Genomic DNA, 24,445 nt, shown 5'->3' on the forward strand with positions numbered 1-24,445 from the left:
AGCCAGAGTGGTGCTTTAGGTGGTAAGTAGATTGATGACGCCATCTAATCCCACATGGTTCAGCGCATAAGTGGCTTGCGCTTGTACGATAGGCTTAGCATGATAAGCGATACCAATGCCTGCTGCGGACATCATCTTAAGGTCATTGGCGCCATCGCCAATTGCAATGGTTTGTGCTGTGCTTAAACCCAATTTCTCACGTAATTTAATTAACTCGTCGGCTTTGACTTGAGCATCTACAATATTGCCTAATACTTTGCCCGTCAATTTCCCGTCTATAATTTCTAGCGTGTTTGAAACGGCATAATCTAACTTAAGCATTTCTTTCACACGTTCAGCAAAGAAAGTGAATCCGCCAGAAACTAGCAAAGTGGTGATGTTATTTGCCTTACATGCAGCTATCCACTCAAGTGCGCCAGGGTTCAATTTAAGACGCTCATTCAATACGCGCATTAAATCAGACTCTTGCAAGCCTTTGAGTAACGCCACGCGTTCACGCAGGCTTTGGGCGAAATCTAGTTCCCCTTGCATAGCACGCTCGGTAATCGCGGCGATTTGCGGTTTAATGCCGACCGTGTCTGCGATTTCATCGATACATTCGATACTAATCAGCGTGGAATCCATGTCCATGACGCACAAGCCATAATTTTTAAGAAGTTGTTTATCTTCTACATAGGCACAGTCAATTTTCTGTTGCTCACAAAACTTTTGTACAGCTTCGATTGGCTTGTTCTGGTTAGCTAAGTAGTAAGCATGTTCCGCAATTTGAGTGAATTGAACACTGGTCGCGCACAATTGGTGTATGTGGGCCAAATGCGAAAAAGTGATGGTAGAACCTTGGCTTGGAGAAGCTTGAATAACGAGACGCATGGCTTAAAAATTTTATTAAAAAAGTAATTATACACTTGGCACCTATTTCAAATGACTAAAACACACAGAATATCAAGCCAATGCTAGCGCATTTGGCTGTTTTGCGCGAAAATGTGCATTACTTTTAATAAGAACATTATTTTATGAATTTGCACGAATATCAGGCCAAAACTTTACTGCAAAAGTACGGCATTCCAGTTCCACGTGGGCAAGTGGTGACAGTGGCTAAAGACACGGCTGCTGCGACTACAGAAATCGCCAGTGATGCATGGGTTGTGAAGGCGCAGATCCATGCTGGTGGTCGCGGTAAAGCGGGTGGTGTTAAGTTGGTTAAATCAACCACAGAAGCGCAAGCGGTTGTGAGCGAGCTTTTAGGCAAAACCTTAGTGACCTATCAAAATGCGCCAGATGGCCAACTTGTAAACCAAGTGTTGATTGAGGAAACGCTGCCAATCGCACGCGAGCTTTATCTGTCTATGCTGGTAGATAGAACGCTGGAGCGTGTGGTGATTATTGCGTCAAGTGCTGGTGGCATGGATATTGAAGAAATCGCGCAAACTAGCCCTGAGAAAATCTTAGAGGAAGTGTGCGATCCGTTAAATGGCGTTGTGGATTTTCAGGCGCGCAATTTGGCGTTTAAGTTAGATTTAGTTGGTGAGCAAATTAGTGCTTTTACTAAAATTTTAAAAGGCCTGTATCGTTTATTCAAAGAAAATGATTTGGCTTTGCTGGAAATTAATCCACTAGTGGTGACGGCCGAGGGTAAATTATTTGCCTTAGATTGTAAAATGAGTATTGATGATAATGCGCTGTATCGTCAAAAAGCCTTGGCTGAGCAACGTGATTGGTCACAAGAGGACAGTAAAGAAGCGGTTGCGCATCATGCTGGCTTAAATTATATCGCGCTTAACGGCAATATCGGCTGCATGGTCAATGGAGCAGGGTTGGCCATGGCAACTATGGATTTAATCAAGCTGCACGGCGGAACGCCAGCTAACTTCCTTGATGTGGGTGGTGGCGCAACGGCTGAAACTGTAACTAAAGCATTCAAAATTATCTTAGCAGACAATAATGTTAAAGCCATTTTAGTGAATATTTTCGGTGGCATTATGCGCTGTGACATCATTGCAGAAGGTATTATCACTGCAGTTAAAGATGTCGGTATGCAAATTCCCGTCATCGTGCGTTTAGAAGGTACCAATGTGGATTTAGGTAAACAAATGTTGCAAACAAGTGGATTGAATATTATTTCAGCAAATGGTCTGACAGATGCTGCCGTGCAAGCTGTGAAGGCGGTGTCAGCATGAGTATCTTAGTTAATAAAAATACCAAAGTGTTGTGCCAAGGGTTTACTGGCAAACAAGGCACTTTTCATTCTGAACAAGCGCTTGCTTACGGTACAAAAATGGTTGGTGGCGTTACACCAGGCAAAGGTGGAATGTCTCATCTAGGTTTACCTGTGTTCAATACCATGCGTGATGCCGTGCGAACAACTGGTGCAACGGCTAGCGTGATTTACGTACCACCAGCTTTTGCTGCGGATTCAATTTTAGAAGCTTGTGATGCAGGCATAGATTTGATTATTTGTATTACTGAAGGCATCCCTGTATTGGATATGCTCAATGTGAAAGCCGCTTTAAAGGCTAATGGCACCAAGTTAATCGGTCCAAATTGTCCGGGCGTGATTACGCCAGATGAGTGCAAAATCGGCATCATGCCTGGCAGTATTCATATGCGCGGCAAAGTTGGCATTGTTTCTCGCTCTGGTACACTCACTTATGAGGCGGTACATCAAACTACTGCGTTAAATTTAGGTCAAAGTACTTGTGTGGGCATTGGTGGCGACCCGATTAAAGGGCTAAATTTTATTGAATGCCTGCAAATGTTTGAAGCTGACAGCGAAACTGAAGCGATTATTATGGTCGGTGAAATCGGTGGTTCAGATGAAGAAGCCGCAGCTGAATATATTAAAAGCCATGTGACTAAGCCAGTTGCAGCCTACATCGCAGGGCAAACTGCACCTGCAGGTAAGCGTATGGGGCATGCAGGAGCGATTATCTCTGGGGGCAGTGGTAAAGCCGTTGATAAAATTCGCGCGCTTGAATTAGCTGGCGCGGTAGTAGCGAGTTCACCTGCTGGTTTGGGTGAAGCTGTTTTGGCTGCCATTAGCAACAAAAATACTTAATTTCTAGCTTAATTGAATTATAGGGAACCAATCATTTAAAGATTATATGCACATTCTATTTAAACATTTGTTTGCGGTCTTATTTCTCACTTTTGCTCTGGTGTTGCCTGCTCATGCGACAGAAGATGTTTCATATCTTCTAACCGCGGCCTCTAAGGGCGATGTTGCTACGGTGAATGCAATGTTAGCAAGCGGCGCGGATGCCAACGCAAAAGATGAGGATGGCGTAACGGCTTTAATGTACGCTGTGCGTAAAGATAAAGCTGATGTTGTCGCTGCGCTAATCAGCAAGGGTGCAGATGTTAATGCTAAAGATAACGGCGGATGGACACCATTGATGTATGCCGCTAAAAAGAATCATTTCATCACGGCAGAAGTGCTATTAAAGAATGGTGCCGATGCTAAAGTGCGTGACTCAGCAGGTTGGAGTGCATTTGGTATCGCTGCTGTGTCTGGGTTTTCAGATACAGTGAGTACTTTGCTGAAACATGGTGTAGATGTAAACACCAAGAGTGATGATGGTAAAACGGTATTGATGCATGCAGCTAAAAGCGGTGATATTCCAACGATTACTGCGCTGCTTGATAACAAGGCCGATATTCAGGCGCAAGATAATTTAGGACTAACTGCGTTGATGGTTGCAGCACGTCAAGGCCATGCGCCAGCCATTCAGTTATTGGCTAAGCGTGGCGCAAGCATTAATCAAAAAGATCTTGCAAAATGGACCGCACTCACTTGGGCCGTAAAAAAATCTCAACTAGACGCCGCAAAAGCACTTTTATCAGCGGGTGCTAATGTGAATAACTTAGACTCAGAAGGTACACCGTTGCTGCATATTGCAGTCAGTAATAAGAAGGTTGATATGGTGAAATTACTTTTAGACAATAATGCAAAAGTTAAAGCCAAGGACCAATATGGTTTAACCGCCTTGGTTTATGCGCTTAAAGGACAGAATACAGAGATTGTGGAGTTAATTAAGGGTGCTGGCGGTAGTTATTAATATGACACTCAGTTAGTTTGTTTTTGCTTAGATTTACTTTTACTTTGATTTACCTCTAAAAAGAAGAATAACAATTACATAATGAAAATCGCCATCGCACAAATGAATTGTTTAGTGGGTGATATTGCGGGTAATGTAGCTAAGATAATGGCTAACGCGGCACTTGCAAAGCAACATGGCGCTACGTTGATGGTGACACCTGAGCTTTCATTGTGTGGTTATCCACCAGAAGACTTATTGCTACGTGAAGACTTTCTGCAGGCTTGTGATGCCGCTCTAGAAAAGTTAAGCACTGCGTTAACCGATATTACTGTGATTGTTGGGCATCCGCGGCAAGTGGGTGATGAATGCTTTAATGCGGCATCAGTACTGAAAGATGGTGAGGTCTTTGCTACATACCATAAGCATGCCTTACCTAATTACAGTGTATTTGACGAAAAACGCTATTTTACTGCAGGCGGAGAGCCTCTAGTTTTTGAGCATTGTGGTGTGCAGATTGGCGTGTTGATTTGTGCTGATGTGTGGGAGCCAAATCCAGCAACATTAGCCAAAGCTGCTGGTGCTGAAGTGTTGATTGCCTTGAATGCATCACCATTTCATATGGAAAAGCAGTCAACCCGCTTAGAGATTTTGCGTGAGCGTGCCTCTGAAACTGATTTGGCCATTATTTATACCAATATGGTGGGTGGACAAGACGAGTTAGTATTCGATGGTGCCTCTTTTGTATTGAATTCAAATGGCGACTTAACGCAGCAATTGCCAGCTTTTGATGCCGCGTTAGAAATAGTCGAATTTATGGGGTTGCAGCCAATTCCTGCTGCTGTTACACCACAGCTGTCGATAGAAGCCTCTGTGTATACCGCCTTAAAACTAGGTTTGCAAGATTATGTGCGCAAGAATGGTTTTCCGGGAGTTGTGTTAGGTTTATCAGGCGGAGTTGATTCTGCGCTCACAATGGCGATTGCTGTAGACGCGTTAGGCGCTGAAAAAGTACAAGCGGTTATGATGCCTTCGGAGTTTACTGCAGATATCAGCGTGAATGACGCTGCTGAAATGGCTAAGTTACTTGGCGTTAAGTACAGCCAAATGCCTATTGCTAATCTTTACGAGAGTTTTAGGGTGGCGCTTGCTGATGAGTTTAAAGGTTTACCTTTTGATACCACCGAAGAAAACCTGCAAGCACGCATCCGTGGCATGTTATTGATGGCGATATCGAATAAATTTGGCAGCATTGTTGTAACTACCGGCAACAAAAGTGAAACAGCCGTTGGCTACTGCACGCTTTACGGTGATATGGCTGGCGGCTTTGCCTTATTAAAAGATGTGCCAAAAACGTTGGTCTACAGGCTTTGTGATTATCGCAATAGCTTATCAAGGGCCATTCCTCAGCGCATCATCACACGCCCACCATCTGCCGAGTTACGCGCTAATCAATTAGATCAAGACAGCTTACCGCCGTATGACGTGCTAGATGTTATTATTGAAGCCTATGTCGAAGACAACTTAAGCGCCAGAGATATTATTGCAATGGGTTATTCGTCGACTGATGTTAACCGTGTGATTACGCTGATTGATCGAAATGAATACAAACGTCGCCAATCTCCAGTAGGCGTTCGCATCACACATCGCGGTTTTGGAAAAGATAGGCGTCATCCGATAACAGTGAAGCTAGATTTTGATATACACTTAAAGTAATTATAAAAAATAAATTTAATGATTAAATTAAGTTAACTAAAAACCATTTTGGAGCTCAGCAAATATGAAAAAAATTGAAGCAATCATCAAACCATTTAAATTAGACGAAGTACGTGAATCCTTATCTAATATTGGTGTTAACGGGTTAACGGTAACAGAAGTAAAAGGTTTTGGTCGCCAAAAAGGTCATACTGAGCTATACCGTGGTGCTGAGTACGTGGTTGATTTTTTGCCTAAAATTAAATTGGAATTAGTGGTGGGGGATGATTTAGCGGAAGCTGCAATGGACGCCATTATTAAAGCTGCACATACAGGTAAAATTGGCGATGGTAAGATTTTTGTCAGCACAGTTGAACAAGTTATTCGTATTCGTACTGGTGAAACAGGCGAGTCAGCCGTATAAATATTTGGGTAGGAGCAACGAACAGCCACTCCTACCTTATTAGTTTCATTCCATCATGCCTACCATTCTCAAAACCATACTCCTGCTGACTATTTCAAATGTATTCATGTCATTTGCATGGTACGCACACTTGAAAAATCTTAGTCAGAAACCTTGGATTATTGCGGCGCTTATTAGTTGGGGCATTGCAATTATGGAGTATATGTTCCAAGTGCCAGCAAACCGTCTAGGTTTTACGATAATGTCTCTCGGACAATTGAAAATATTACAAGAAGTGATTACCTTGTCAGTGTTTGTGCCATTTGCTGTGCTCTACATGCATCAGCCACTCAAGCTGGATTTTTTGTGGGCGGGAGTATGTTTGATGGGTGCAGTTTATTTTATGTTCAGAACATAACAGCTAGTTGAGTCACTATAGCTGCTTTGAACCTATTGCTATTTAGATTTCACTTACGACATATTTGCTAATCGATATTTAATTGGGTTTCTTTATATATCGAGCTGCTATCCCAAAGATTTATCCAGCTAACAAAATCACTGGCAGGCATGGGTTTAGACATATAGTAACCTTGGCCAGAGTCACATCCCATTTTTCTTAATAGATCCCAGACAACCTGATTTTCGATGCCTTCCGCAACGACTTTAAGTCCTAAGTTGTGTCCTAAATCAATCGTTGATTGAACAATTTTCTTATCGCTTTCATCCTGCTCCATTTTTAGAATAAACGATTTGTCTATTTTTAACTCATTAACGGGCAAGCGTTTTAAATAAGCCAAAGATGAGTAACCAGTTCCAAAATCATCAATCGACAATTTAATATTCATACCTGACAGTTTGTCCAGTGTCGCCAACGCACGAACAGGGTCGTCCATGATGCTGCTTTCAGTAATTTCTAGCGATAGTGAGCTGTCATCGATATTGTATGTTTTGAATATAGCATTAATCTTTTCCGGTAACTCTTGATCAATTAAATCTCTAGTAGAGATATTCACGGCAATCGGATAATGTAAATTCATGGTATTCCAGATTTGACTATATCTTGCCGCTTCGTTAAGCATCCACTGACTAATAAGCTGTATGTAACCAGTTTGCTCAGCAAAAGGGATGAACTGATCTGGAAAAATAAACCCTTTTTCAGGATGTTTCCATCGGACTAATGCTTCTAATGAAGTGAGTTTGCTCGTCGCAATACCAATCTTAGGTTGAACATACATGATGAGTTGATTGCCAGCAATCGCATTTTTAAGTTCAGATGCCATCGATAAATTTGTGGAGCTGTTTATATCATAGCTTTTATCAAAAACAGTAGTCCCAACTCTACTGGCTTTAGCTGCATACATCGCCATTTCAGCTCTCGTAAGAAGCTTTGCTTCATTTTTAGCATGCTTTGGAAATGAGGCAATACCGATACTTGCACTGACATCAACAGACTGCATGCTAATTAAGATCGGGCTTTCAAAACTTTTAGATAAGTCATTCGCTAAACTCAAGCCAACTTCAGAAGTAGTATCAGGAAGTATCATCGCGAATTGAACGCCAGCAATACGTGCTACAAAATCTTGCTCTCTAGCAGTCGCTTTAATTTTTTGTGCGACTACCCGCAAAATCTCGTCACCAGCATCATGGCCTAGAATATTATTGATTTGCTTGAAGCGATTCAAGTTTAGAATAAATATGGTCAATTGTTGCTTGGTGACTTCAGCCTCTTCTAATGCTTTATTCAGTCTCAGCATGAATGATGTTCTGTTAGGTAAGTGTGTTAGCTCATCAAAGTAAGCGAGTCTTGAAATACTTTTCTCTCTAGTTGAAATTGCTTCGCTCATGCTACTAAAGCTGCGACTAAGCTCACCCAGCTCATCTTTTCTATCTGTCGTAATAGAAACTTCGTAGTTACCTTTTTCAAGGCTTTTGGCTACTTGCACTAGGTCTGTAATGGGCTTGGTAATGTATTTTGATACATAGTAAATACTGATAGCAAATACGAATGCACCAAAAATTGTCAGAATTAACAAGGTAAGTTGTAGGTTTTTATAAGGGGCGGTTGCTTCATCAATAGAACGTTGTAATACCGCGTACAGCATTTGGTTAGGGCTGTTTAAAATTGACACGTAACGAGAGCCAAATGACATGCCGCCAATATCGATTTCTCGATTCATTGTTTTCGTATCAATGATGTTCGAGGGTTGGGTCATGACACTCTTAATTGAATGGCCAGTTAACGTGGATGCTGTTAGTGACCAATTAGACTCATTTGCCCTGCTGACAAACGTGACCTCAAGATTGCTTAATTTATGTAACTTTTTAGCTAATGTATTATTAATCTTGAAGCCCATGATAACCCAGCCTATGGTTAACGGTGCTTTAACTGGCACTGCAACAAGTTGGTATGGTTCGTTATTAAAAATGGCAAAACTTTTAAAGTTACCTGAGCCTTGAGCATTTTCTACAAGCGCTGTTACTGCAGATTTAACATCGCTGTAAATTTTTTCGCCTGAAATGATCTGATGATCATCAGCAGTTGTATAAAACTTGGTTGAGGTATAAAAGACTGAGATGTTAGCACCAAGGCGTTTTTGTTGATTATTAAGCGCAGATAACATTGTTTCATCATCATTAGATGCAATGGCTTGCCTGAACCCATAATCAATGGCAAGGATTCGTGCCCCTTGACTTAAACTCTCAGAATTTTGATCTAACAGGCTTAAGAATATTTTTTCGCCAAGCACCAACTGTTCGTTCACCGAGGCACGTGCATTTTTTTCAATACTTAATCTAATGGCGATAGATCCTACAATCTGGATGCTAAGAATGAGCACTAGAAATATGAAAGTTATTCTTGTATTTAGACTTTTAAATTTCATTAAGTGTTGTGTTTGAATTGATGACCGACTAAATGAATTTAAATGGAAGCTTTAGTATCTATCACCATTTTGATGGTGTCAGCATCTTTGGTGGATACTGGCTTATCAACTGTTACGTTTTCTTTTCTCAGTGCGTAATGCCATACTTTTAATAGATAATCTCCATTAGGCACATCACCAATTTTGACCTTGCCGCTAGCATCTGTTTTAGCAAAATAAGGCGTATCCACAACATAGACAAAGGCAAGCATTTGGTCGTGGATATTGCAACCCAATACTACTGTTCCCGCCTTATCAAACACTACTGGGGTACTTGGTACGCCGGAATAAAGTTTTAATTCAAAAGTTTTGGCAGGTGAGAACGAATAAACGTGATGTCTTACAGAGTCTTTGTTTGGAAAAATGATACTGCTGCCAGCTTGTATGACAGTCACCAGAGGAATAAATGTTTTATTTTTTTGCGCGATAGCTGCTTGGCTTTTTAAGATTGGTGCTGTTTTATCTTTTGGTTCTAAATATACCACTGCATTTTCCACGCTAGCACCAGCAACGTCATTCACTTGAACTTCAATTTCTGCAGCCTTTGCATGTGGGTTTAACATGCATGTCAGTAATAAAAAGCTAAAGAGGTACTGAGGAAACGCATGTTTGCGAAAAGCCATAAAAATTTATCCTATTATTAAATTTATTGATAACTGACGATATCGCGTTTCATTGGTGCCAATATTTTCAGAAGCTCATTTTTCTCGCGGGTATTGGTGTGCCTACTTAGAGATTCACGAAATACCGCGACAAATAACTCAAACTCTGCGGTTGATATCTTTGCATCTTTATGCGAATTTAACATTGTTTCGCCATCGTATTCACAGCCGCCGCCAGTCAGTTTGCAAATTTGACTGACAACACTCTCTTTAAGTTTCGGGAGTTTTATATCTTTAAATGATCTAGAGGTTTTAGGGTTGCTTGAAACTTCATCTATAGTTTCAGACACTACTATTTTAATCGTGGGTAAACCGCCCATTCTATTAAATAAGCTATCCTCAGTATTAGCCTTTGACTGTTCTAAGCTAGGTTTATCTGAATTAGGTTTAGTCGCTAATTGAGAGCATCCCAATAAGCTAAATAATGTAAATAAAGCCATCACAAAGAATTTATATGTCGTCAGTTTCATTATCAACCACAAAGTATTAAACAGTAATTCATTATATATCTTGCTAGTTAAGTTTAATCGGTGAATAAAGCTAGGAAGTATGAGCTAATCGGATATTGAGTCTAGCAATATCACTTGTATAATTTTGACAATAAAGAAAGCTTAAAGTCTACACTTTAACTAGAAATTCAATTTATTTGAGAAACACCTGCGCACATGAAAAATATCATTACTTTATGTATTTTTAATTTATTGCTTTATGTTGTACCAAGCTTTGCGGGAGACCGCTTACTCGCAACTGGTGGTGTTACTCAAATTGAAGGTTCTGCAGGCGGCGGACTCAATCCTTGGGCACTTATTAGCGGATATGGCACAGACACACAAATTGGCGCATCGGCATACTATACTGAGCTAAGAACTAATGGTGGCTTTGAGCTGAGTAGTGGCGGAGTGAGTATTGGCCTATACAACAGAGTTGAAGTGTCACTAAGCCAGCAAAAGTTTGGTTTAAGCAATACCGTACCTGGTGAATCTATCAGATTGGATTCGCTAGGCGTAAAAGTAAGGGTTCTAGGTGATGCGATTTATGATCAGGATAACTGGGTTCCGCAAATCGCTGCAGGCATACAAATTAAGCATAATGAAGATTTTTCTTTTGTCCCTAAGTCACTTGGTGCTAAAAAGTCATCAAGTGTTGACGTTTATGTATCCGCAACCAAGCTTTATTTAGCCGCGATTAACGGCCGAAATGTTCTACTGAATGCGACCCTACTTGTAACGGAAGCGAATCAGTTTGGCATACTAGGTTTTGGTGGAGATAAACACGATGGCTATCGTTTAGAGCCAGCGGTTTCTTTAGCGCTAATGCTCACTGATAATATTTTGCTTGGTACGGAGTATAGAGCTAAGCCAGACAATTTAAGTGGGCCTAAAGAAGATGATGCTAAGGACTTATTTGTGACTTGGTTTCCTGTGAGGAATTTATCAGTCACGGCTGCGTATGTTGATTTAGGTAACATTGCAGATAAAGACAATCAAAAGGCATGGTATTTATCTGGGCAAATATCATATTAGGCCATCATAATCTGTGAAGTTTAAGCCGCGCGAGTAATCAATAACCTAGCCAGCGCGCACCCTGATAAAACACAAAGCTCACCACCCAAGCTAATCCTAGCGACCAAGCAATTGACAGCCACATAAACGCGCTACTTTTAGCTTCACTTCTAAGCGTGGCAATGGTCGATAAGCATGGCGTATATATTAGCGTGAACAGCATAAAGCTCATGGCCTGTACCCAATCAATTTGCGTTGCCATATGCACCATGAGCGCATCGCCCTGCATACCGTAAATCACTGCAAGCGCGCCAACAACGATTTCTTTAGCGACAAAGCCAAAGATTAACGCAATCGCTAGCTGGTTGTTAATACCGAGTGGATCTAAGATTGGTGCAAATAATGCGCCAATTTGGCCTGCATAAGTACCTGCGCTGGCTGGTGGGACGTTACTTGGGAAGTTAGTCAGTGCCCAAACCAGCACGACACCAATCACAATAAACTTGCTGGCGCGTACTAAAAAGTGCTTTACCTCATGCCAGCCCCTTAATATGATTTGGCGTAATGTGGGGAAGCGATAGGGCGGTAATTCAAGAATAAATGGCTCGGTGTTCTTATACTGCCCTTGAAAAAGAATGGCGGTTAAAAACATCGTTAAAAAGCTCATCACGTAAAGTGTGAATAAAACCAGCGGTGCATGTTTTGCTGTAAACAACGCCGTGATGATGAAAATAAACACTTGTAGCCGCGCCGAACATAATGACAATGGAATCACCAACATCGTTAGTAAGCGCATCGGGCGGGAGCGCATGATGCGTGTACCCATCAATGCCGGTACGTTGCAACCAAAGCCCATGAGCATCATTACAAAGCCACGACCGTCTAGGCCCATCTTTGCCATGAGTGAGTCCATAAGAAATGCCGCGCGTGATAGATAACCGCTATCTTCGACCATAGACATGACTAAAAAGAATAAAACAATGATGGGCACAAATGCAGCTACTGTAGCTACGCCGTTATAAACACCATCTAACATCAAACCACTAAACCATGCGGGACTTGAGGCGAATATTGGTTCCAATAAGCCTGATCTAAATAAGCTTAAAGCCCATGCCAGTCCATCTTGTAGCGGCTTGCCAACGGTGAAAATAAACTGAAATAATATAAACATCGCAACAAAAAATATTGGCAAACCAAACCATTTATGCAGCAAAATCTTATCGATCTTGTCGGTAGTATTATCCGTAAATGTCGTTGGAATTTGCACATGATGTTGAATTAAACTTTCCATCTCATGTTCGATTTGATGGTCTTCTTGTAGCAGTTGGCTTATGACTTTTGGGTCGGTCGCTGTTTGATTCTGATTGATAATCTGTGTGGCTGCCTGCAAAGCTTTTGGCAAACCATCACCATATTTTGCGCTAATGGATAACACTGGTATGTGCAAATCGTTAGCCAAGCTTTCAGTATCAATGGTAATGCCAGATTGTTTGGCTTCATCTGCCATGTTCAAAGCAAGCACAGATGGAATATTGAGCTTTTTAATCTGCAGCACTAATGAAAGCTGACGATCTATCTGTGAGCTATTCAATAGCACAATGATTAGGTCTACCGCATTATTTGAAAGAAAGCGTCTGACAACTTGCTCATCTTCTGAAAAGCCATGTAAATCATAAATGCCAGGTAAATCAATTAATTCGGCAATATGCCCGCCAATCAAAATCTTTGCACTCATTAAATCAACAGTGATTCCAGGCCAATTGCCAACGCGTGCAGAAGCGCCACTAATACGATTGAACAGGGTAGATTTCCCCGTGTTGGGCATGCCTAATAGTGCAATACGTTTCATGAGTGTTTATTGTTGGCGCAAAAAGTGAATGGGTTGGCTTATTCTATAGGGTAGTAATATAGATTAAATTTCGGCGTTGATTCGTATGCGGGTAGCCTCGGCATCACGCAAAATCACATCGGTAGTACCAAGGCGTACATGAAGTGGACCATTGAAATTAGCGCGGCGGATAATGCTGAGCGGTTTGCCTACACGAAAGCCCAGCGCTGAAAGCCGATGAAATAAATATTCATCCGCTTCAATCGCGGTAATGATCGCGTTTTGACCTATTTTTAATTGTGAGAGCAGTTGCATTAATCAGTGAGAATAAATTACAAATGATAATAATTCTTATTATCGCATAATTCTATAATGATGTGCATTTCTAAAAGTAATAATCTGCAATAGGCTAAAAGCTAACAGAGTTGCAACAGTTAAGCACTCACATATTAAAAAAGGCTCATGATGAGCCTTTTTTAATGCTGCTAATTCAATGAATAATAAATTATTTTGAAATATCTATTTTGGCTTTAGTGCGCAAATCAGACATCATTTTTTCTAGATTACGTTGTTGAAGGTTTTTTTGTAAACCATCTTTTACTTTGTCATAAGGCAATGGTTGTGCGCTACGTGTATCAACTAATTTAATCACATGCCAGCCGAATTGAGTTTGTGCTGGTGTGGCAGAAACTGCACCTTTTTGTAGGCCAGCAACTGCATCGCTGAATGGTTTAACCATAGTTGCTGGTGAGAACCAGCCTAGGTCGCCGCCTTTTTCTTTAGAGCCAGGATCCATTGATTTTTCTTTAGCAAGTTTAGCAAAGTCAGCGCCTTTGCCTAACTGCGCAATAATATCTTTAGCTTCAGCTTCAGTTTTTACCAATATATGACGTGCGCTATATTCTTTATCGCCGTAAGCTTTTTTGTATTGTTCGTAAGCGGCTTTAGTATCAGCATCTGAAATTGGGTTTTTCTTCACAAAATCTTGCAAGTATGCTGAAGTAAGTAGTTCGCGGCGTGAAAGCTCTTCACGTGCAACGTAATCAGCTTGCTTATCAAGACCTAGTTTTTGGGCTTCTTGGTAGACAAGTTCTGAGTCTATCAATTTGTTCGTAATGGCTTGTTTAACTTGATCGTCAACTTTTTGGCCGCGTGAAGCAGCGTCTTTAGCAATGTAATCATAAACAGATTGTTTGATTTGTTTACCATTAACTGTTGCTACAGCGTCCGCAGCAAATGCTGCTGGTGCTAATGAAAGGATAGCAACTGCGATTAAGGTTTGGGTAAATTTCATGCGAAAATCCTCATGGTTAGAAATAGTAGGGAGTTAAAGTTCATCTGGCGCCAGAGCATGTATGCTCAGAGCGTGAATTTTACTAGGAATAAGTTCGGCAAGTGCCTGATAAATAATGCGATGACGCATTATCTGTGATTTTTCAGAAAAATGCGAGCTTGTTATTTTAAGTTTAAAATGACCACCGCCAGTATTGCCTGCGTGCCCGGCATGCATGGCGCTTTCATCCTCTATTTGCAAAGTGCTAGGGGCTAGTGATTGTAAGCGGCTGGTGATTTCTTCAACTAAAGTCATATATGAGGGTTTTATTTTGCTGTGTGCGAAGATAGTGGTTATGAGTGAAGTTTTGACTACAATTAACTCGGCAAAGTTTTTCTAAAAGGTTTGACTATAACGTTCTTATATACCTTTGAGATGACAAACGGATCATTATTGGCCCATTCTGTCGCTTCTTGAAGGTTAGAGAACTCTGCCACAATCAAGCTACCGGTAAAGCCTGCTGGCCCTGGATCTGTGCTATCAATGGCCGGAAATGGACCTGCAAGCAACAATCTGCCTGCTTCTTGGAGGGTGTGTAAACGCTTTAAATGCTCAGGTCTGGCGATTAAACGCTTGTCTAAGCTATTGGGCGTATCTTCCGCCATGATTGCATACCACATTATTTTGTCTCACTTTTATCTTGTTTTTCTTCATCAACCGGCGCTACCAGATACTTTCTTAACGCTAAGGTTTGTGCGATGAAGAATGCAAACATGATGCCAGTCACACCAAATAATTTGAAATTGACCCAAGCATTTTCAGTATAGTTAAAAGCTACATACAAATTTAAAAACCCCAATAGCACTAAAAAAGCCACCCATACCAAGTTGAGCTTATTCCAGATAGCTGTAGGCGCATCAATCAGATTAGCCATCATTTGCTGAATCAAATTCTTCTTAAAAAATAAATTAGATATTAGTAATGTGGCTGCAAGCACCCAATACAGCGCAGTAGGCTTCATCATGATGTAAGTTTTGTCATGTAACAGCAAGGTAATGCTACCCAGTATGCCGATAATGGCACCACTCACGATGAGCATTTTTTCAACTTTTCCATAGCGAATTTTGCTGTAAATAATTTGTGCAATCGTGGCGGCAATGGTGACCGCTGTTGCCGTGAAGATGCCAAAAAACTTGAACGCGATAAAAAACAAAATAACGGGAAACATGTCGAATAAAAACTTATTCATGGCTTTAGGCGAGTCGCTTTCTAAGAGGTGCTTGTGTAAATTGTAATGACGTTGAAAAAATCAATGATTAACAACGCTTTAGCGTAAGTCGTTATTTTGCTATGATTGATGTTATGCCACAAGGTTTAATTTTCAAGTATTTTTTATTCATCATCATTTTTTAAGCCTAACTTCTAAGTATAGCGTTTATGCCACTCACTTTTGATCTGCATTCCCACACCACCGTCTCAGATGGCATGTTAAGTCCTGTTGAGCTGGTTGCGTATGCGGCAAAGCAGGGCGTTGATGTATTGGCCTTAACTGACCATGATGATACAGGTGGTTTGGCGGTTGCGGCAGAAGAGGCAAAACGTTGGGGTTTACATTTTATCAATGGCGTAGAAATTTCAGTCACTTGGAAAAAGCGTACGATTCATATCGTCGGTTTGAAAATCAATCCTGAGTATCCTGCCTTGAAAGCAGGTTTGGCAGCACTTCGCGCAGGGCGTCATACGCGAGCTGAGGGCATGGCGGCAGGTTTAGATAAAGTTGGCATCACGGGCAGTCTAGAAGGCGCCTATCAATACGTGAACGATGGCATCATAGGCCGCATACATTTTGCAAGATTTTTAGTCGAAAACGGAGTTTCAAAAGACAATAAGTCCGTATTTAAGAAATATTTAGTCAAAGGTAAACCTGGATATTTTGAACATCAGTGGGCGAGTTTAGAGGAAGCTATTGGTTGGATTGTCGATAGCGGCGGTGTTGCGGTGCTGGCACACCCAGGTCGATATGATTTAGGCCGCACCAATATGTTGTTATTGTTAGAAGAGTTTCGCGCATTGGGCGGTACCGCGATTGAAGTGGTGACAGGCAGCCATACAGGTGCACATTATGTTGAGTTTGCAAAGTATGCGCAGATGTTTAGCTTGAAATCTTCAGTGGGAACGGATTATCACGGCAAAGGCGTCAGTTTTATGGAAATGGGGCGTTTGCCAGCGTTACCAAGTAACTGCGTACCCATTTGGCAAGATTGGCCTGAGGCTTTGCTGACGAGTACGAATCTAACGAAAATTAATACCACTGAAACTGCTGCAGAGCTCATTTGAAAGCAATATCTACAATATCATGTCTCAACTGTTTAACATTAATTTAGAGAATCCTCAGCACCGCCTGATTGTGCATACGGCTGAGATTCTGCGGGATGGTGGCGTAATTGCTTATCCAACAGACTCAGGCTATGCGCTGGGCTGCATGCTTGGTCACGGAGATGCGCAAACGCGTATACGTCAGATTCGCGGCGTGGATGACAAACATCTTTTTACTCTGCTTTGCCGTAACTTAAGTGAGCTAGGCAATTACGCGGTTGTGAGTAATAGTCAGTTTCGTTTGCTAAAAGCCAATACGCCTGGCGCTTATACCTTTATCTTAAACGCGACGCGTGAAGTGCCGCGTAAGCTGCAACATCCAAAACGTAATACCGTAGGATTACGCGTACCAGACCATGCCGTTGTACAAGCGATATTAGAAGAGATTGATGCGCCCTTACTCAGCATGACATTGTATATTCCAGACGAAGATTCAGTGCTTAGTGAAGCTTGGGAAATTCGCGATAAACTAGAGCATGTCGTAGATTTGGTCATTGATGTGGGGCATTGTGTGGCAGGGGCGACTTCTGTGATTAACTTGACGGGAGATGCGCCCGAGTTGATACGTGAGGGGTTAGGCGATTTAGCTCCATTTGGGCTTTAAAGCACAATTGCTTTTAATAATGAAAAGTTATAGATAATTAACGCAGGATTTTAATAAAGAGTCATTAATGGAATTATCACTGATACAAAAAATAGTTATTTATGCACCGCCTATCATATTCGCAATTACTGTGCATGAGGCAGCGCATGGCTACGCGGCTAAGTACTTTGGCGATATGACGGCTTACAAGGCCGGCCGCATCACCTTAAACCCTTTAAAACATATAGACTTGTTCGGCACGATTTTATTGCCGGCGATGACCATACTTTTAGGCGGCATACTCTTTGGCTGGGCAAAGCCTGTGCCAGTTGACTTTAGCCGTTTGCGTAATCCTAAAAAGGATATGCTATGGGTTGCTGCGGCTGGGCCTGCATCCAATTTTCTAATGGCTATATTCTGGGTATTTGTGATTAAGTTTGCTATGGGCGCGCCAGAAGCAATTTCGTTACCGCTAGTTGAAATGGCTAAAGCGGGCATCAGTATTAATATTGTTTTGATGGTATTAAATCTACTGCCATTGCCACCTTTAGATGGCGGGCGCATTGCGGTGAGCTTGCTACCTATGCCTTATGCGATTAAGTTTGCACAAATTGAACGTTTTGGCTTCTTGATTTTAATCGCGTTGATGTTCTCAGGCATCCTTAATAAAATTTTGGACCCATTCATAAATGCGGTTTATGCGCTAATAATTAGCTTATTTGGCTAAGCTTGTTTGTATAATAACGGCTAATTCTAACTCTAGTATTTATTTTAAGGTTTTATCGCACATGGCAATCGAACGCGTTTTATCAGGTATGCGCCCAACGGGTAATTTGCATTTAGGGCATTACAACGGCGTACTTAAAAATTGGATTAAACTCCAGCACGAGCATGAATGCTTGTTTTTTGTGGCTGATTGGCACGCACTTACTACCCATTACGATACCCCCGAGATTATTGAAGAAAGCGTGTGGGAAATGGTGATTGATTGGCTGGCTGCTGGCGTAGACCCTGCCAACGCCACGATTTTTATACAATCACGTGTGCCAGAGCATGCCGAATTACATACTTTGTTAAGCATGATTACGCCATTGAGCTGGTTAGAGCGTGTGCCGACTTACAAAGATCAACAAGAGAAGCTTTCAAGTAAAGACTTATCTACCTATGGCTTCTTGGGCTATCCGCTATTACAAAGTGCGGATATCTTGATTTATAAAGCGACTCAAGTACCTGTAGGTGAAGACCAGATTCCTCACATTGAATTCACGCGTGAAATCGCACGTCGCTTTAACCACATTTACGGTAAAGAAAAAGGCTTTGAAGAAAAAGCCGAAGCAGCAATCAAAAAACTAGGCAGCAAGCGCAGTGCTTTGTATGAAGAAATGCGCAATGCCTATCAACAAAGCGGTGATGAAGAAGCTCTGGATGCCGCTCGCTCATTGATTGAAGAGCAACAAGGCATGAGCATGGGCGATAAAGAGCGCCTGTTGGGCTACTTAGAAGGCGGTGGCAAGATGATTCTGCTTGAGCCTGAGTACAAACTCACGCCAGCTTCAAAAATGCCAGGTTTAGACGGACAGAAAATGTCCAAGTCTTATAACAACACCATTTCATTGCGTGAACCAGCGGATGTGGTCGCGAAAAAAATCAAAACCATGCCGACAGACCCAGCGCGCGTTCGCCGCACAGATCCGGGTGACCCAGCAAAATGTCCAGTTTGGCAGTTACATGAAATCTATTCAAACACGTCCACGCAAGAGTGGGTACAAGCAGGTTGTAAAAGCGCAAGTATTGGCTGTATAGAATGTAAAGGCCCTGTGATTGATGGCGTGTTAGCTGAACTGAAACCAATTCAAGAACGTGCTGCGCAATACGCTGAAGATCCTACCCTAGTTAAAAACATCGTCGCTGAAGGTTGTGAAAAAGCCCGTAAACTGGCGCGTGAAACCATGCGTGATGTACGCGATGCGATGGGCTTGAATTATTCTTAAGTAAACACAATTGGGGCTTAGATGAGTCATTGGTTAGCGCTTGCAATCGCAATAATTGCAGAAGTGATAGGAACAACGGCGCTCAAAGCCTCAAACGAGTTTACTCGACTGATACCGTCATTAATTGTAGTGGTCGGTTATGGCACGGCATTTTATTTCATGTCAATTAGTATGCGCGTACTGCCTGTTGGCATTATGTATGCTATTTGGTCTGGCATGGGGATTGTGCTGATTTCAGTGTTGGGATGGCTGGTCTTTCGGCAGACCTTAGATATGCCAGCAATGATAGGCTTAGCTTTTATTATTGCCGGTGTCATCATTATTAACGTATTTTCGAAAACTGTAGGGCATTGAGTCTCATGCAAACTCAGCTCACTTTAGATGCGCGCATTCACGGTGAAGCTTTTACCCAAGTTCCTCATGACCTCTATATTCCGCCAGATGCACTAGAGGTTTATTTAGATGCCTTTGAGGGCCCACTCGATTTACTCCTGTATTTAATCCGTAAGCATAATCTTGATATTTTGGATATTCCCATGGCTGATTTAACGCGCCAGTACATGGAGTATGTAGAAAAAATGAAGGCAATCAAGCTGGAGTTGGCGGGTGATTATTTGCTGATGTCAGCGATGTTGATTGAGATTAAATCACGCATGTTGTTACCTAAACCTGCCGAGATCGAGTCTGAGGATGACCCTAGAGCAGAGTTGGTGCGCCGCTTAATGGAATATGAGGCGATTAAGCTCGCTGCGCAGCGCCTTGATGAAATGCCGAAAGTAGGCGAGGATATTGCCGTTGCCAGTGCCTATTATCAGCACATGAGTGATGTGAAACCACCTGAAGTGAGTTTGGATGATTTAACAGAAGCTTGGCGCAATGTGTTAAAGCGAGCCAGCCACTTTAAGCATCATAAAGTCGGTAAAGCAGAGCTTTCTGTACGCGAACACATGAGTATTATTTTACGTCGATTAAAAGTGGATAATTTTTTAGAGTTCTCGCAATTATTTGATGTGGCGAAAGATGGCATTCCAAAACTGGTGGTTTGTTTTTTGGCAATTTTAGAGTTAGCGCGTGAAGGCTTGCTACGTATGACACAACAAGCGCCTTTTTCGCCGATTTATGTGCAGTTAAATTCTCGCGAATAACTTAGTGTCATGAACGAACCAGAAAATATTACGCAGAAGAAACAAGTGTTAGAAGTGGCTTTACTCACTTCAACACAGCCGCTAAGCCTAGATGATATGCAAAAGTTGTTTGCAGACCGTATGGAGCGCGCCACATTGCGTATGCTTCTGGATGAACTCAAGCAAGATTGGGATGCGCGCACCATGGAATTGGTGCAGGTTGCAACGGGTTATCGCTTTCAAGCACGCGCCGAGTACACTCCTTTTTTAGCGCGACTAAATCCAGAAAAACAATCGAAATACTCACGAGCTGTCATGGAAACATTGGCGATTATTGCCTATAGACAGCCTGTGACGCGCGGCGACATTGAAGAGATTCGCGGCGTGGCTGTAAATCCTAATGTGATGCGCCAGTTACAAGAGCGTGATTGGGTAGATGTGGTGGGGCAGCGCGAAGTGCCTGGTCGCCCTTCATTGTACGCAACGACAAAGCATTTTTTAGATGACCTTAATTTGAAGTCGCTTGCTGAGCTGCCGGCAATGGAAGATTTTGTGAAAACTGAAACGCAGCTGGATTTATAATAAGCTTTCCGACTGAATTTTGTAGCTATTTTAAAACTGATTTTTAAACTAGCCGATTTAATCTGAGGCGATTTCCACTAACTGCGGTAAAATGCGCTTTTGCAATCAATAGTTTATCAATATGGCACGTCCTTTTAAAACGCAACGCGACCCGCAAGCGACTCCTCGTCGCCCTAAAACTAATTTTACTAAATTAGACGCAGACCCCAACGCCCCACCAGAACCAACGCAACGCTTACATAAGTTATTGGCGCTGGCTGGTTTAGGCTCACGCCGTGATATGGAAACGCTCATTTCTAGCGGTCGCGTTACTGTGAATGGTGCGCCAGCAACACAAGGTCAAGGTGTGACGCAATTTGATACAGTGCGCTTAGATAGCCGCCCAGTCAAACTGCCATTTATAGCTGAATTGCCGCAAGTATTGATTTACCATAAACCTGAAGGTGAAATCGTCAGTCAAGATGACCCTGAAGGTCGTGCGAGCGTGTTTGATAAATTGCCAAAAGTGAAAAATGGTAAATGGATTGCCATCGGTCGTTTGGATATGAATACCAGCGGTTTACTGATATTTACTACGTCAGGCGAGTTGGCAAACCGTTTTATGCATCCACGTTACGAAGTTGAGCGTGAATATGCAGTGCGTATTTTTGGTGAGTTGACCGAAGGCCAAATGACGCAGCTTAAAGAAGGTATCGAGCTAGAGGATGGCCCAGCGAACTTTGATAGCATTAGTGCGCAAGGTGGTGAAGGTGCAAATCACTGGTACCAAGTTATTCTGCGAGAAGGCCGTAATCGAGAAGTGCGCCGTTTGTTTGAAGCATTTCAATTGCCCGTGAGTCGCTTGATGCGCGTACGCTTTGGCCCAGTGAATCTACCTCCACGCGTTAAACGCGGTACCATGTTGAAGCTTGAACAAAAAGAAGTGGTTGGCTTGCTAGAATGGGCAGATTTACCTGTACCAAGCGCACCGTTAAGACAGCTTACACAGCGTGAAAAGCTGAAAGCCACAACCGTGTTTATGCCTAAAGTGCGTAAGCAACGCATTAGCGCGTTAGATCGCGTGCCACGTACAGATGGCGAACCTTATAGCAAAAAACCTAGTGTTGCGCGTAAAGAAGCGCCGAAAAAGCCAGCACCGAGAAAAAGTGAGAATCGTAGAGTTAGACAAACCAGCGATTTACCTGCGCCAGATGCTCAAAAAGCAGGCATGCAAAAGAAAAGCGATAGAAATCGTGGTCGCGGTTAATTAGAGCTAAGTCTCACATCAGAAAATCTTAAAAGGGTGATTCTAAAGTTTAGAATCACCCCTTTTTTTATACCAATCTAGTTTTATACTAACCTAGATTTAAGCCCTAAGTTTAAGCCCTAGGTTTAAGTTTTAGCTAAGCGCCACAATGAGGTTACTTCAGCTTTGCGAGCTGCATGTAAAGGATCGGTAGCATCAAGTGTCTTGCCATGTCTTGCTTTGGTATCAGTTCTTTCGATGACTTTTAAGCCAGCTTCGTCAATCCAGCCTAGCAATTCTTCGCGTGTTCTTAGGCCTAAAAGTTCAGCAAAGTTAGAAAGAATCAACCAGCCTTCACCATTGGTATTTAAGTGCGCATTTAAGCCATTTAGAAAGCCTTTTAGCATTTTACTTTTTTCATCGTAAATCGCAGACTCTAGCGCAGAACTAGGGTGCGCAGGTAACCACGGCGGGTTGCAGACGATTAAATCTGCTTTGCCATATTCTGCGCTTGGGAATAAATTCGCTTCTACCAATTTCACATTGTTTTTTAAGCCTAGCAGATTGACGTTTTTCAATGCGCAATCCAAAGCGCGGTGCGAGTTGTCTGTGGCAATGATATTAGTAATGCCGCGATTCGCTAAAATAGCCGCTAACACGCCCGTACCAGTACCAATGTCAAAAGCCAAGTTGCATGGAATTGGCAACGGTGTGACGTCAACTAAGTCTAAATATTCGCCGCGAATTGGTGAGAATACACCGTAGCTTGGGAATATTTTATTGTTGATGACTGGGATATCGACACCATTTTTGCTCCATTCATAAGCGCCAACTAAGCCCAAAATCTCACGTAAAGACACCACAATAGAATGCGTACTTTTACCGTAAGCATGCTCACAAGCAGCTTTTACATCAGGTGCACGGCGTAAACTGATGTTGTAGCCTACGTTTAACTCAATCACTAACATGCCTAAAATACGCGCTTTTTGTGACTGCGCTTGGCGATGCAAATGAAATGCTTCCAGCATGGATTCTGCTGGCTTTTTCGGCTTTTTACCTGGTCGGTCTATACGACGTGAAAGTGCTTGTAACAGCATTTTGGCATTTTGAAAATCACCGCGCCAAAGCAAGGCAGTACCTTCGCAGCAAAGCTTGTAAGCATCATCGGCTTTAGTGGTGTCGTCAGCAATTTGAACGCGTTTAGGCACTGGCGCAGCATTTTCAGAATGCCAAGTACCTGTTTTGGTTTTGTTGGCTTCTTGCCAGCTAATGGTGTTGTTAACGGCTGGACTGTCAATGGTTGGCTTGGTTGTTTGTGTGTTCAAAATAATGCCTATATAAGCTGTGACTTGGTGAGTAAAAATACAAATTCGTTACCTGACGAAACTTCTAGCCAGTTAAATATAATGTTTGGGTATGCGGCTTCTAGCGCCTCACGATTGTGGCCGATTTCAACAATCAATATGCCGCCATCATTTAAGTAGTTTGCGGCTTCACGCAGAATGGTGTGCGTGTGGTCTAAACCCGCATCACCGCTACCCAGTGCTAGCTGTGGCTCGTTCTGATATTCCTGTGGCAATGCTGCCATGGATGGCGCATCTACGTAAGGTGGATTGCTGATGATTAAATCGTACTTTTTGCCTTTGAGCGCCGTGAACATATCAGACTTAATCGCCGTGACTTGCTCTTGTAGGCTGTAGTTTGCAATATTGATATTAGCAACATCAATGGCATCCTGCGAAATATCAATCACATCAATTTCTGCATTTGGAAACACGCTGGCGAGCAATATGCCTAAGCAACCGCTGCCAGTACAGATGTCGGCAGCGCTCTCGACCATTTCAGGAAACTCAATCCACGAGCTTAAGCCGTCAGCTAACAGTTCAGCAATGAATGAGCGAGGAATCAACACGCGTTCATCTACATAGAATTTCAAACCTTGTAGCCATGCTTCTTTTAAGAGGTAAGCCGTGGGCGTGTGCTTGGTAATGCGCTTTTCGATAAAGTGAGCTAGTTTGATGCGTTCGTCCGCAGTGATGCGTGCGTCTAAAAAGTTGTTGAGCGTATCCATAGGTAGATGCAAGCCACTCATGATGAGCCACACAGCTTCATCGTAAGCGTTATCAGTGCCGTGACCGTAAAACACGTCAGAAGCTTCGAATTGGCTTACAGCGTAACGTATCCAGTCGCGGATGGTAAATAGCTCACTAGTAGCCGAAATTTGTGTATTGTTTGCCATGACGTTC

General features: G+C 42.4%; 27 protein-coding genes. 15 read left to right on the plus strand and 12 right to left on the minus strand.

The genetic code is table 11. The features are described 5' to 3' along the window. Positions 1-15: 15 nt before the first annotated feature. Positions 16-870, minus strand: a complete 855-nt coding sequence (gene serB, locus M301_RS04120) for a phosphoserine phosphatase SerB (protein WP_013147497.1) — start codon at positions 868-870, stop codon at positions 16-18. 143 nt (positions 871-1,013) lie between these two features. Between serB and sucC the strand changes: the two genes are divergently transcribed. From sucC to M301_RS04150, 6 genes are all read left to right on the plus strand, one after another. Beyond that, on the plus strand, positions 1,014-2,177 hold the full coding sequence (sucC, locus tag M301_RS04125) for an ADP-forming succinate--CoA ligase subunit beta (RefSeq protein WP_013147498.1): 1,164 nt from the start codon (positions 1,014-1,016) through the stop codon (positions 2,175-2,177). Further along, positions 2,174-3,055, plus strand: a complete 882-nt coding sequence (sucD, locus tag M301_RS04130; protein WP_013147499.1) for a succinate--CoA ligase subunit alpha — start codon at positions 2,174-2,176, stop codon at positions 3,053-3,055. Before sucC ends, sucD begins: the two co-directional genes overlap by 4 nt. Positions 3,056-3,101: 46 nt before the next feature. Further along, positions 3,102-4,055 (plus strand): ankyrin repeat domain-containing protein, encoded by a 954-nt coding sequence (locus M301_RS04135; RefSeq protein WP_013147500.1) that lies wholly within the window; start codon positions 3,102-3,104, stop codon positions 4,053-4,055. 81 nt (positions 4,056-4,136) lie between these two features. Next, positions 4,137-5,750: an NAD+ synthase gene (locus M301_RS04140; protein ID WP_013147501.1), complete on the plus strand. Its 1,614-nt coding sequence runs from the start codon at positions 4,137-4,139 to the stop codon at positions 5,748-5,750. A gap of 64 nt (positions 5,751-5,814) precedes the next feature. Next, positions 5,815-6,153, plus strand: coding sequence for a P-II family nitrogen regulator (locus M301_RS04145; protein WP_013147502.1), 339 nt, complete (start codon positions 5,815-5,817; stop codon positions 6,151-6,153). 55 nt (positions 6,154-6,208) lie between these two features. After that, complete coding sequence (locus tag M301_RS04150; protein WP_013147503.1) at positions 6,209-6,550, plus strand: DMT family protein; 342 nt, start codon at positions 6,209-6,211, stop codon at positions 6,548-6,550. Positions 6,551-6,617: 67 nt separating this feature from the next. On the opposite strand, the gene M301_RS04155 is transcribed toward M301_RS04150, so the two are convergent. From M301_RS04155 to M301_RS04165, 3 genes are read right to left on the minus strand one after another with little or no spacing between them, the layout of a single operon-like run. Then, the gene (locus tag M301_RS04155) at positions 6,618-9,014 is read right to left on the minus strand and encodes a bifunctional diguanylate cyclase/phosphodiesterase (RefSeq protein ID WP_013147504.1); all 2,397 of its coding nucleotides are present in this window, start codon (positions 9,012-9,014) and stop codon (positions 6,618-6,620) included. A 38-nt stretch (positions 9,015-9,052) separates the two neighbouring features. After that, entirely contained in the window at positions 9,053-9,676 is a 624-nt protein-coding gene (locus M301_RS04160; protein WP_013147505.1) for a methylamine utilization protein, read from the minus strand. Between the two features lie 23 nt (positions 9,677-9,699). Further along, complete coding sequence (locus M301_RS04165) at positions 9,700-10,185, minus strand: group I truncated hemoglobin (RefSeq protein ID WP_013147506.1); 486 nt, start codon at positions 10,183-10,185, stop codon at positions 9,700-9,702. Between the two features lie 195 nt (positions 10,186-10,380). On the opposite strand from M301_RS04165, the gene M301_RS04170 reads away from it, so the two are divergent. Then, the gene (locus M301_RS04170) at positions 10,381-11,238 is read left to right on the plus strand and encodes a DUF3034 family protein (protein ID WP_013147507.1); all 858 of its coding nucleotides are present in this window, start codon (positions 10,381-10,383) and stop codon (positions 11,236-11,238) included. 37 nt (positions 11,239-11,275) lie between these two features. Here M301_RS04170 and feoB read toward each other — a convergent pair whose 3' ends face one another. The 6 genes from feoB to M301_RS04200 all read right to left on the minus strand — a co-directional run bounded on the left by feoB (position 11,276) and on the right by M301_RS04200 (position 15,567). After that, positions 11,276-13,066, minus strand: coding sequence for a ferrous iron transport protein B (gene feoB, locus M301_RS04175; RefSeq protein ID WP_013147508.1), 1,791 nt, complete (start codon positions 13,064-13,066; stop codon positions 11,276-11,278). A 63-nt stretch (positions 13,067-13,129) separates the two neighbouring features. Beyond that, positions 13,130-13,360: a FeoA family protein gene (locus M301_RS04180; protein WP_013147509.1), complete on the minus strand. Its 231-nt coding sequence runs from the start codon at positions 13,358-13,360 to the stop codon at positions 13,130-13,132. 190 nt (positions 13,361-13,550) lie between these two features. After that, a complete protein-coding gene (locus M301_RS04185) occupies positions 13,551-14,339 on the minus strand; it encodes a peptidylprolyl isomerase (protein WP_013147510.1) in 789 nt (262 codons plus the stop codon). 33 nt (positions 14,340-14,372) lie between these two features. After that, positions 14,373-14,633, minus strand: a complete 261-nt coding sequence (locus M301_RS04190) for a BolA family protein (RefSeq protein ID WP_013147511.1) — start codon at positions 14,631-14,633, stop codon at positions 14,373-14,375. 62 nt (positions 14,634-14,695) lie between these two features. Then, the gene (locus M301_RS04195; protein WP_013147512.1) at positions 14,696-14,998 is read right to left on the minus strand and encodes a YciI family protein; all 303 of its coding nucleotides are present in this window, start codon (positions 14,996-14,998) and stop codon (positions 14,696-14,698) included. Then, a complete protein-coding gene (locus tag M301_RS04200) occupies positions 14,998-15,567 on the minus strand; it encodes a septation protein A (protein ID WP_013147513.1) in 570 nt (189 codons plus the stop codon). Before M301_RS04200 ends, M301_RS04195 begins: the two co-directional genes overlap by 1 nt. 188 nt (positions 15,568-15,755) lie before the next feature. Between M301_RS04200 and M301_RS04205 the strand changes: the two genes are divergently transcribed. From M301_RS04205 to M301_RS04240, 8 genes are all read left to right on the plus strand, one after another. After that, a complete protein-coding gene (locus tag M301_RS04205) occupies positions 15,756-16,655 on the plus strand; it encodes a 3',5'-nucleoside bisphosphate phosphatase (protein ID WP_013147514.1) in 900 nt (299 codons plus the stop codon). 19 nt (positions 16,656-16,674) lie between these two features. After that, complete coding sequence (locus M301_RS04210; RefSeq protein WP_013147515.1) at positions 16,675-17,298, plus strand: L-threonylcarbamoyladenylate synthase; 624 nt, start codon at positions 16,675-16,677, stop codon at positions 17,296-17,298. A 67-nt stretch (positions 17,299-17,365) separates the two neighbouring features. Then, complete coding sequence (locus M301_RS04215; protein ID WP_013147516.1) at positions 17,366-18,004, plus strand: site-2 protease family protein; 639 nt, start codon at positions 17,366-17,368, stop codon at positions 18,002-18,004. A 61-nt stretch (positions 18,005-18,065) separates the two neighbouring features. Continuing rightward, positions 18,066-19,268 carry a tryptophan--tRNA ligase gene (locus M301_RS04220; RefSeq protein WP_013147517.1) on the plus strand — a complete coding sequence of 401 codons (1,203 nt, stop codon included), beginning with the start codon at positions 18,066-18,068 and terminating at the stop codon, positions 19,266-19,268. Positions 19,269-19,289: 21 nt separating this feature from the next. Then, entirely contained in the window at positions 19,290-19,622 is a 333-nt protein-coding gene (locus M301_RS04225) for a DMT family transporter (protein ID WP_013147518.1), read from the plus strand. A 5-nt stretch (positions 19,623-19,627) separates the two neighbouring features. Next, positions 19,628-20,413 carry a segregation and condensation protein A gene (locus M301_RS04230; protein WP_013147519.1) on the plus strand — a complete coding sequence of 262 codons (786 nt, stop codon included), beginning with the start codon at positions 19,628-19,630 and terminating at the stop codon, positions 20,411-20,413. Positions 20,414-20,422: 9 nt separating this feature from the next. Further along, complete coding sequence (gene scpB / locus M301_RS04235) at positions 20,423-20,974, plus strand: SMC-Scp complex subunit ScpB (protein ID WP_013147520.1); 552 nt, start codon at positions 20,423-20,425, stop codon at positions 20,972-20,974. A 121-nt stretch (positions 20,975-21,095) separates the two neighbouring features. Then, entirely contained in the window at positions 21,096-22,220 is a 1,125-nt protein-coding gene (locus M301_RS04240; protein WP_013147521.1) for a pseudouridine synthase, read from the plus strand. A gap of 125 nt (positions 22,221-22,345) precedes the next feature. Here M301_RS04240 and M301_RS04245 read toward each other — a convergent pair whose 3' ends face one another. Together M301_RS04245 and prmB are read right to left on the minus strand one after the other, a co-directional pair. Continuing rightward, positions 22,346-23,524 (minus strand): methyltransferase, encoded by a 1,179-nt coding sequence (locus M301_RS04245; protein ID WP_013147522.1) that lies wholly within the window; start codon positions 23,522-23,524, stop codon positions 22,346-22,348. Positions 23,525-23,532: 8 nt separating this feature from the next. After that, positions 23,533-24,438 carry a 50S ribosomal protein L3 N(5)-glutamine methyltransferase gene (gene prmB, locus M301_RS04250; protein ID WP_013147523.1) on the minus strand — a complete coding sequence of 302 codons (906 nt, stop codon included), beginning with the start codon at positions 24,436-24,438 and terminating at the stop codon, positions 23,533-23,535. Between the last annotated feature and the right edge of the window lie 7 nt (positions 24,439-24,445).

This window comes from Methylotenera versatilis 301 (genome assembly GCF_000093025.1).
Taxonomy (GTDB): Bacteria; Pseudomonadota; Gammaproteobacteria; order Burkholderiales; family Methylophilaceae; genus Methylotenera; species Methylotenera versatilis.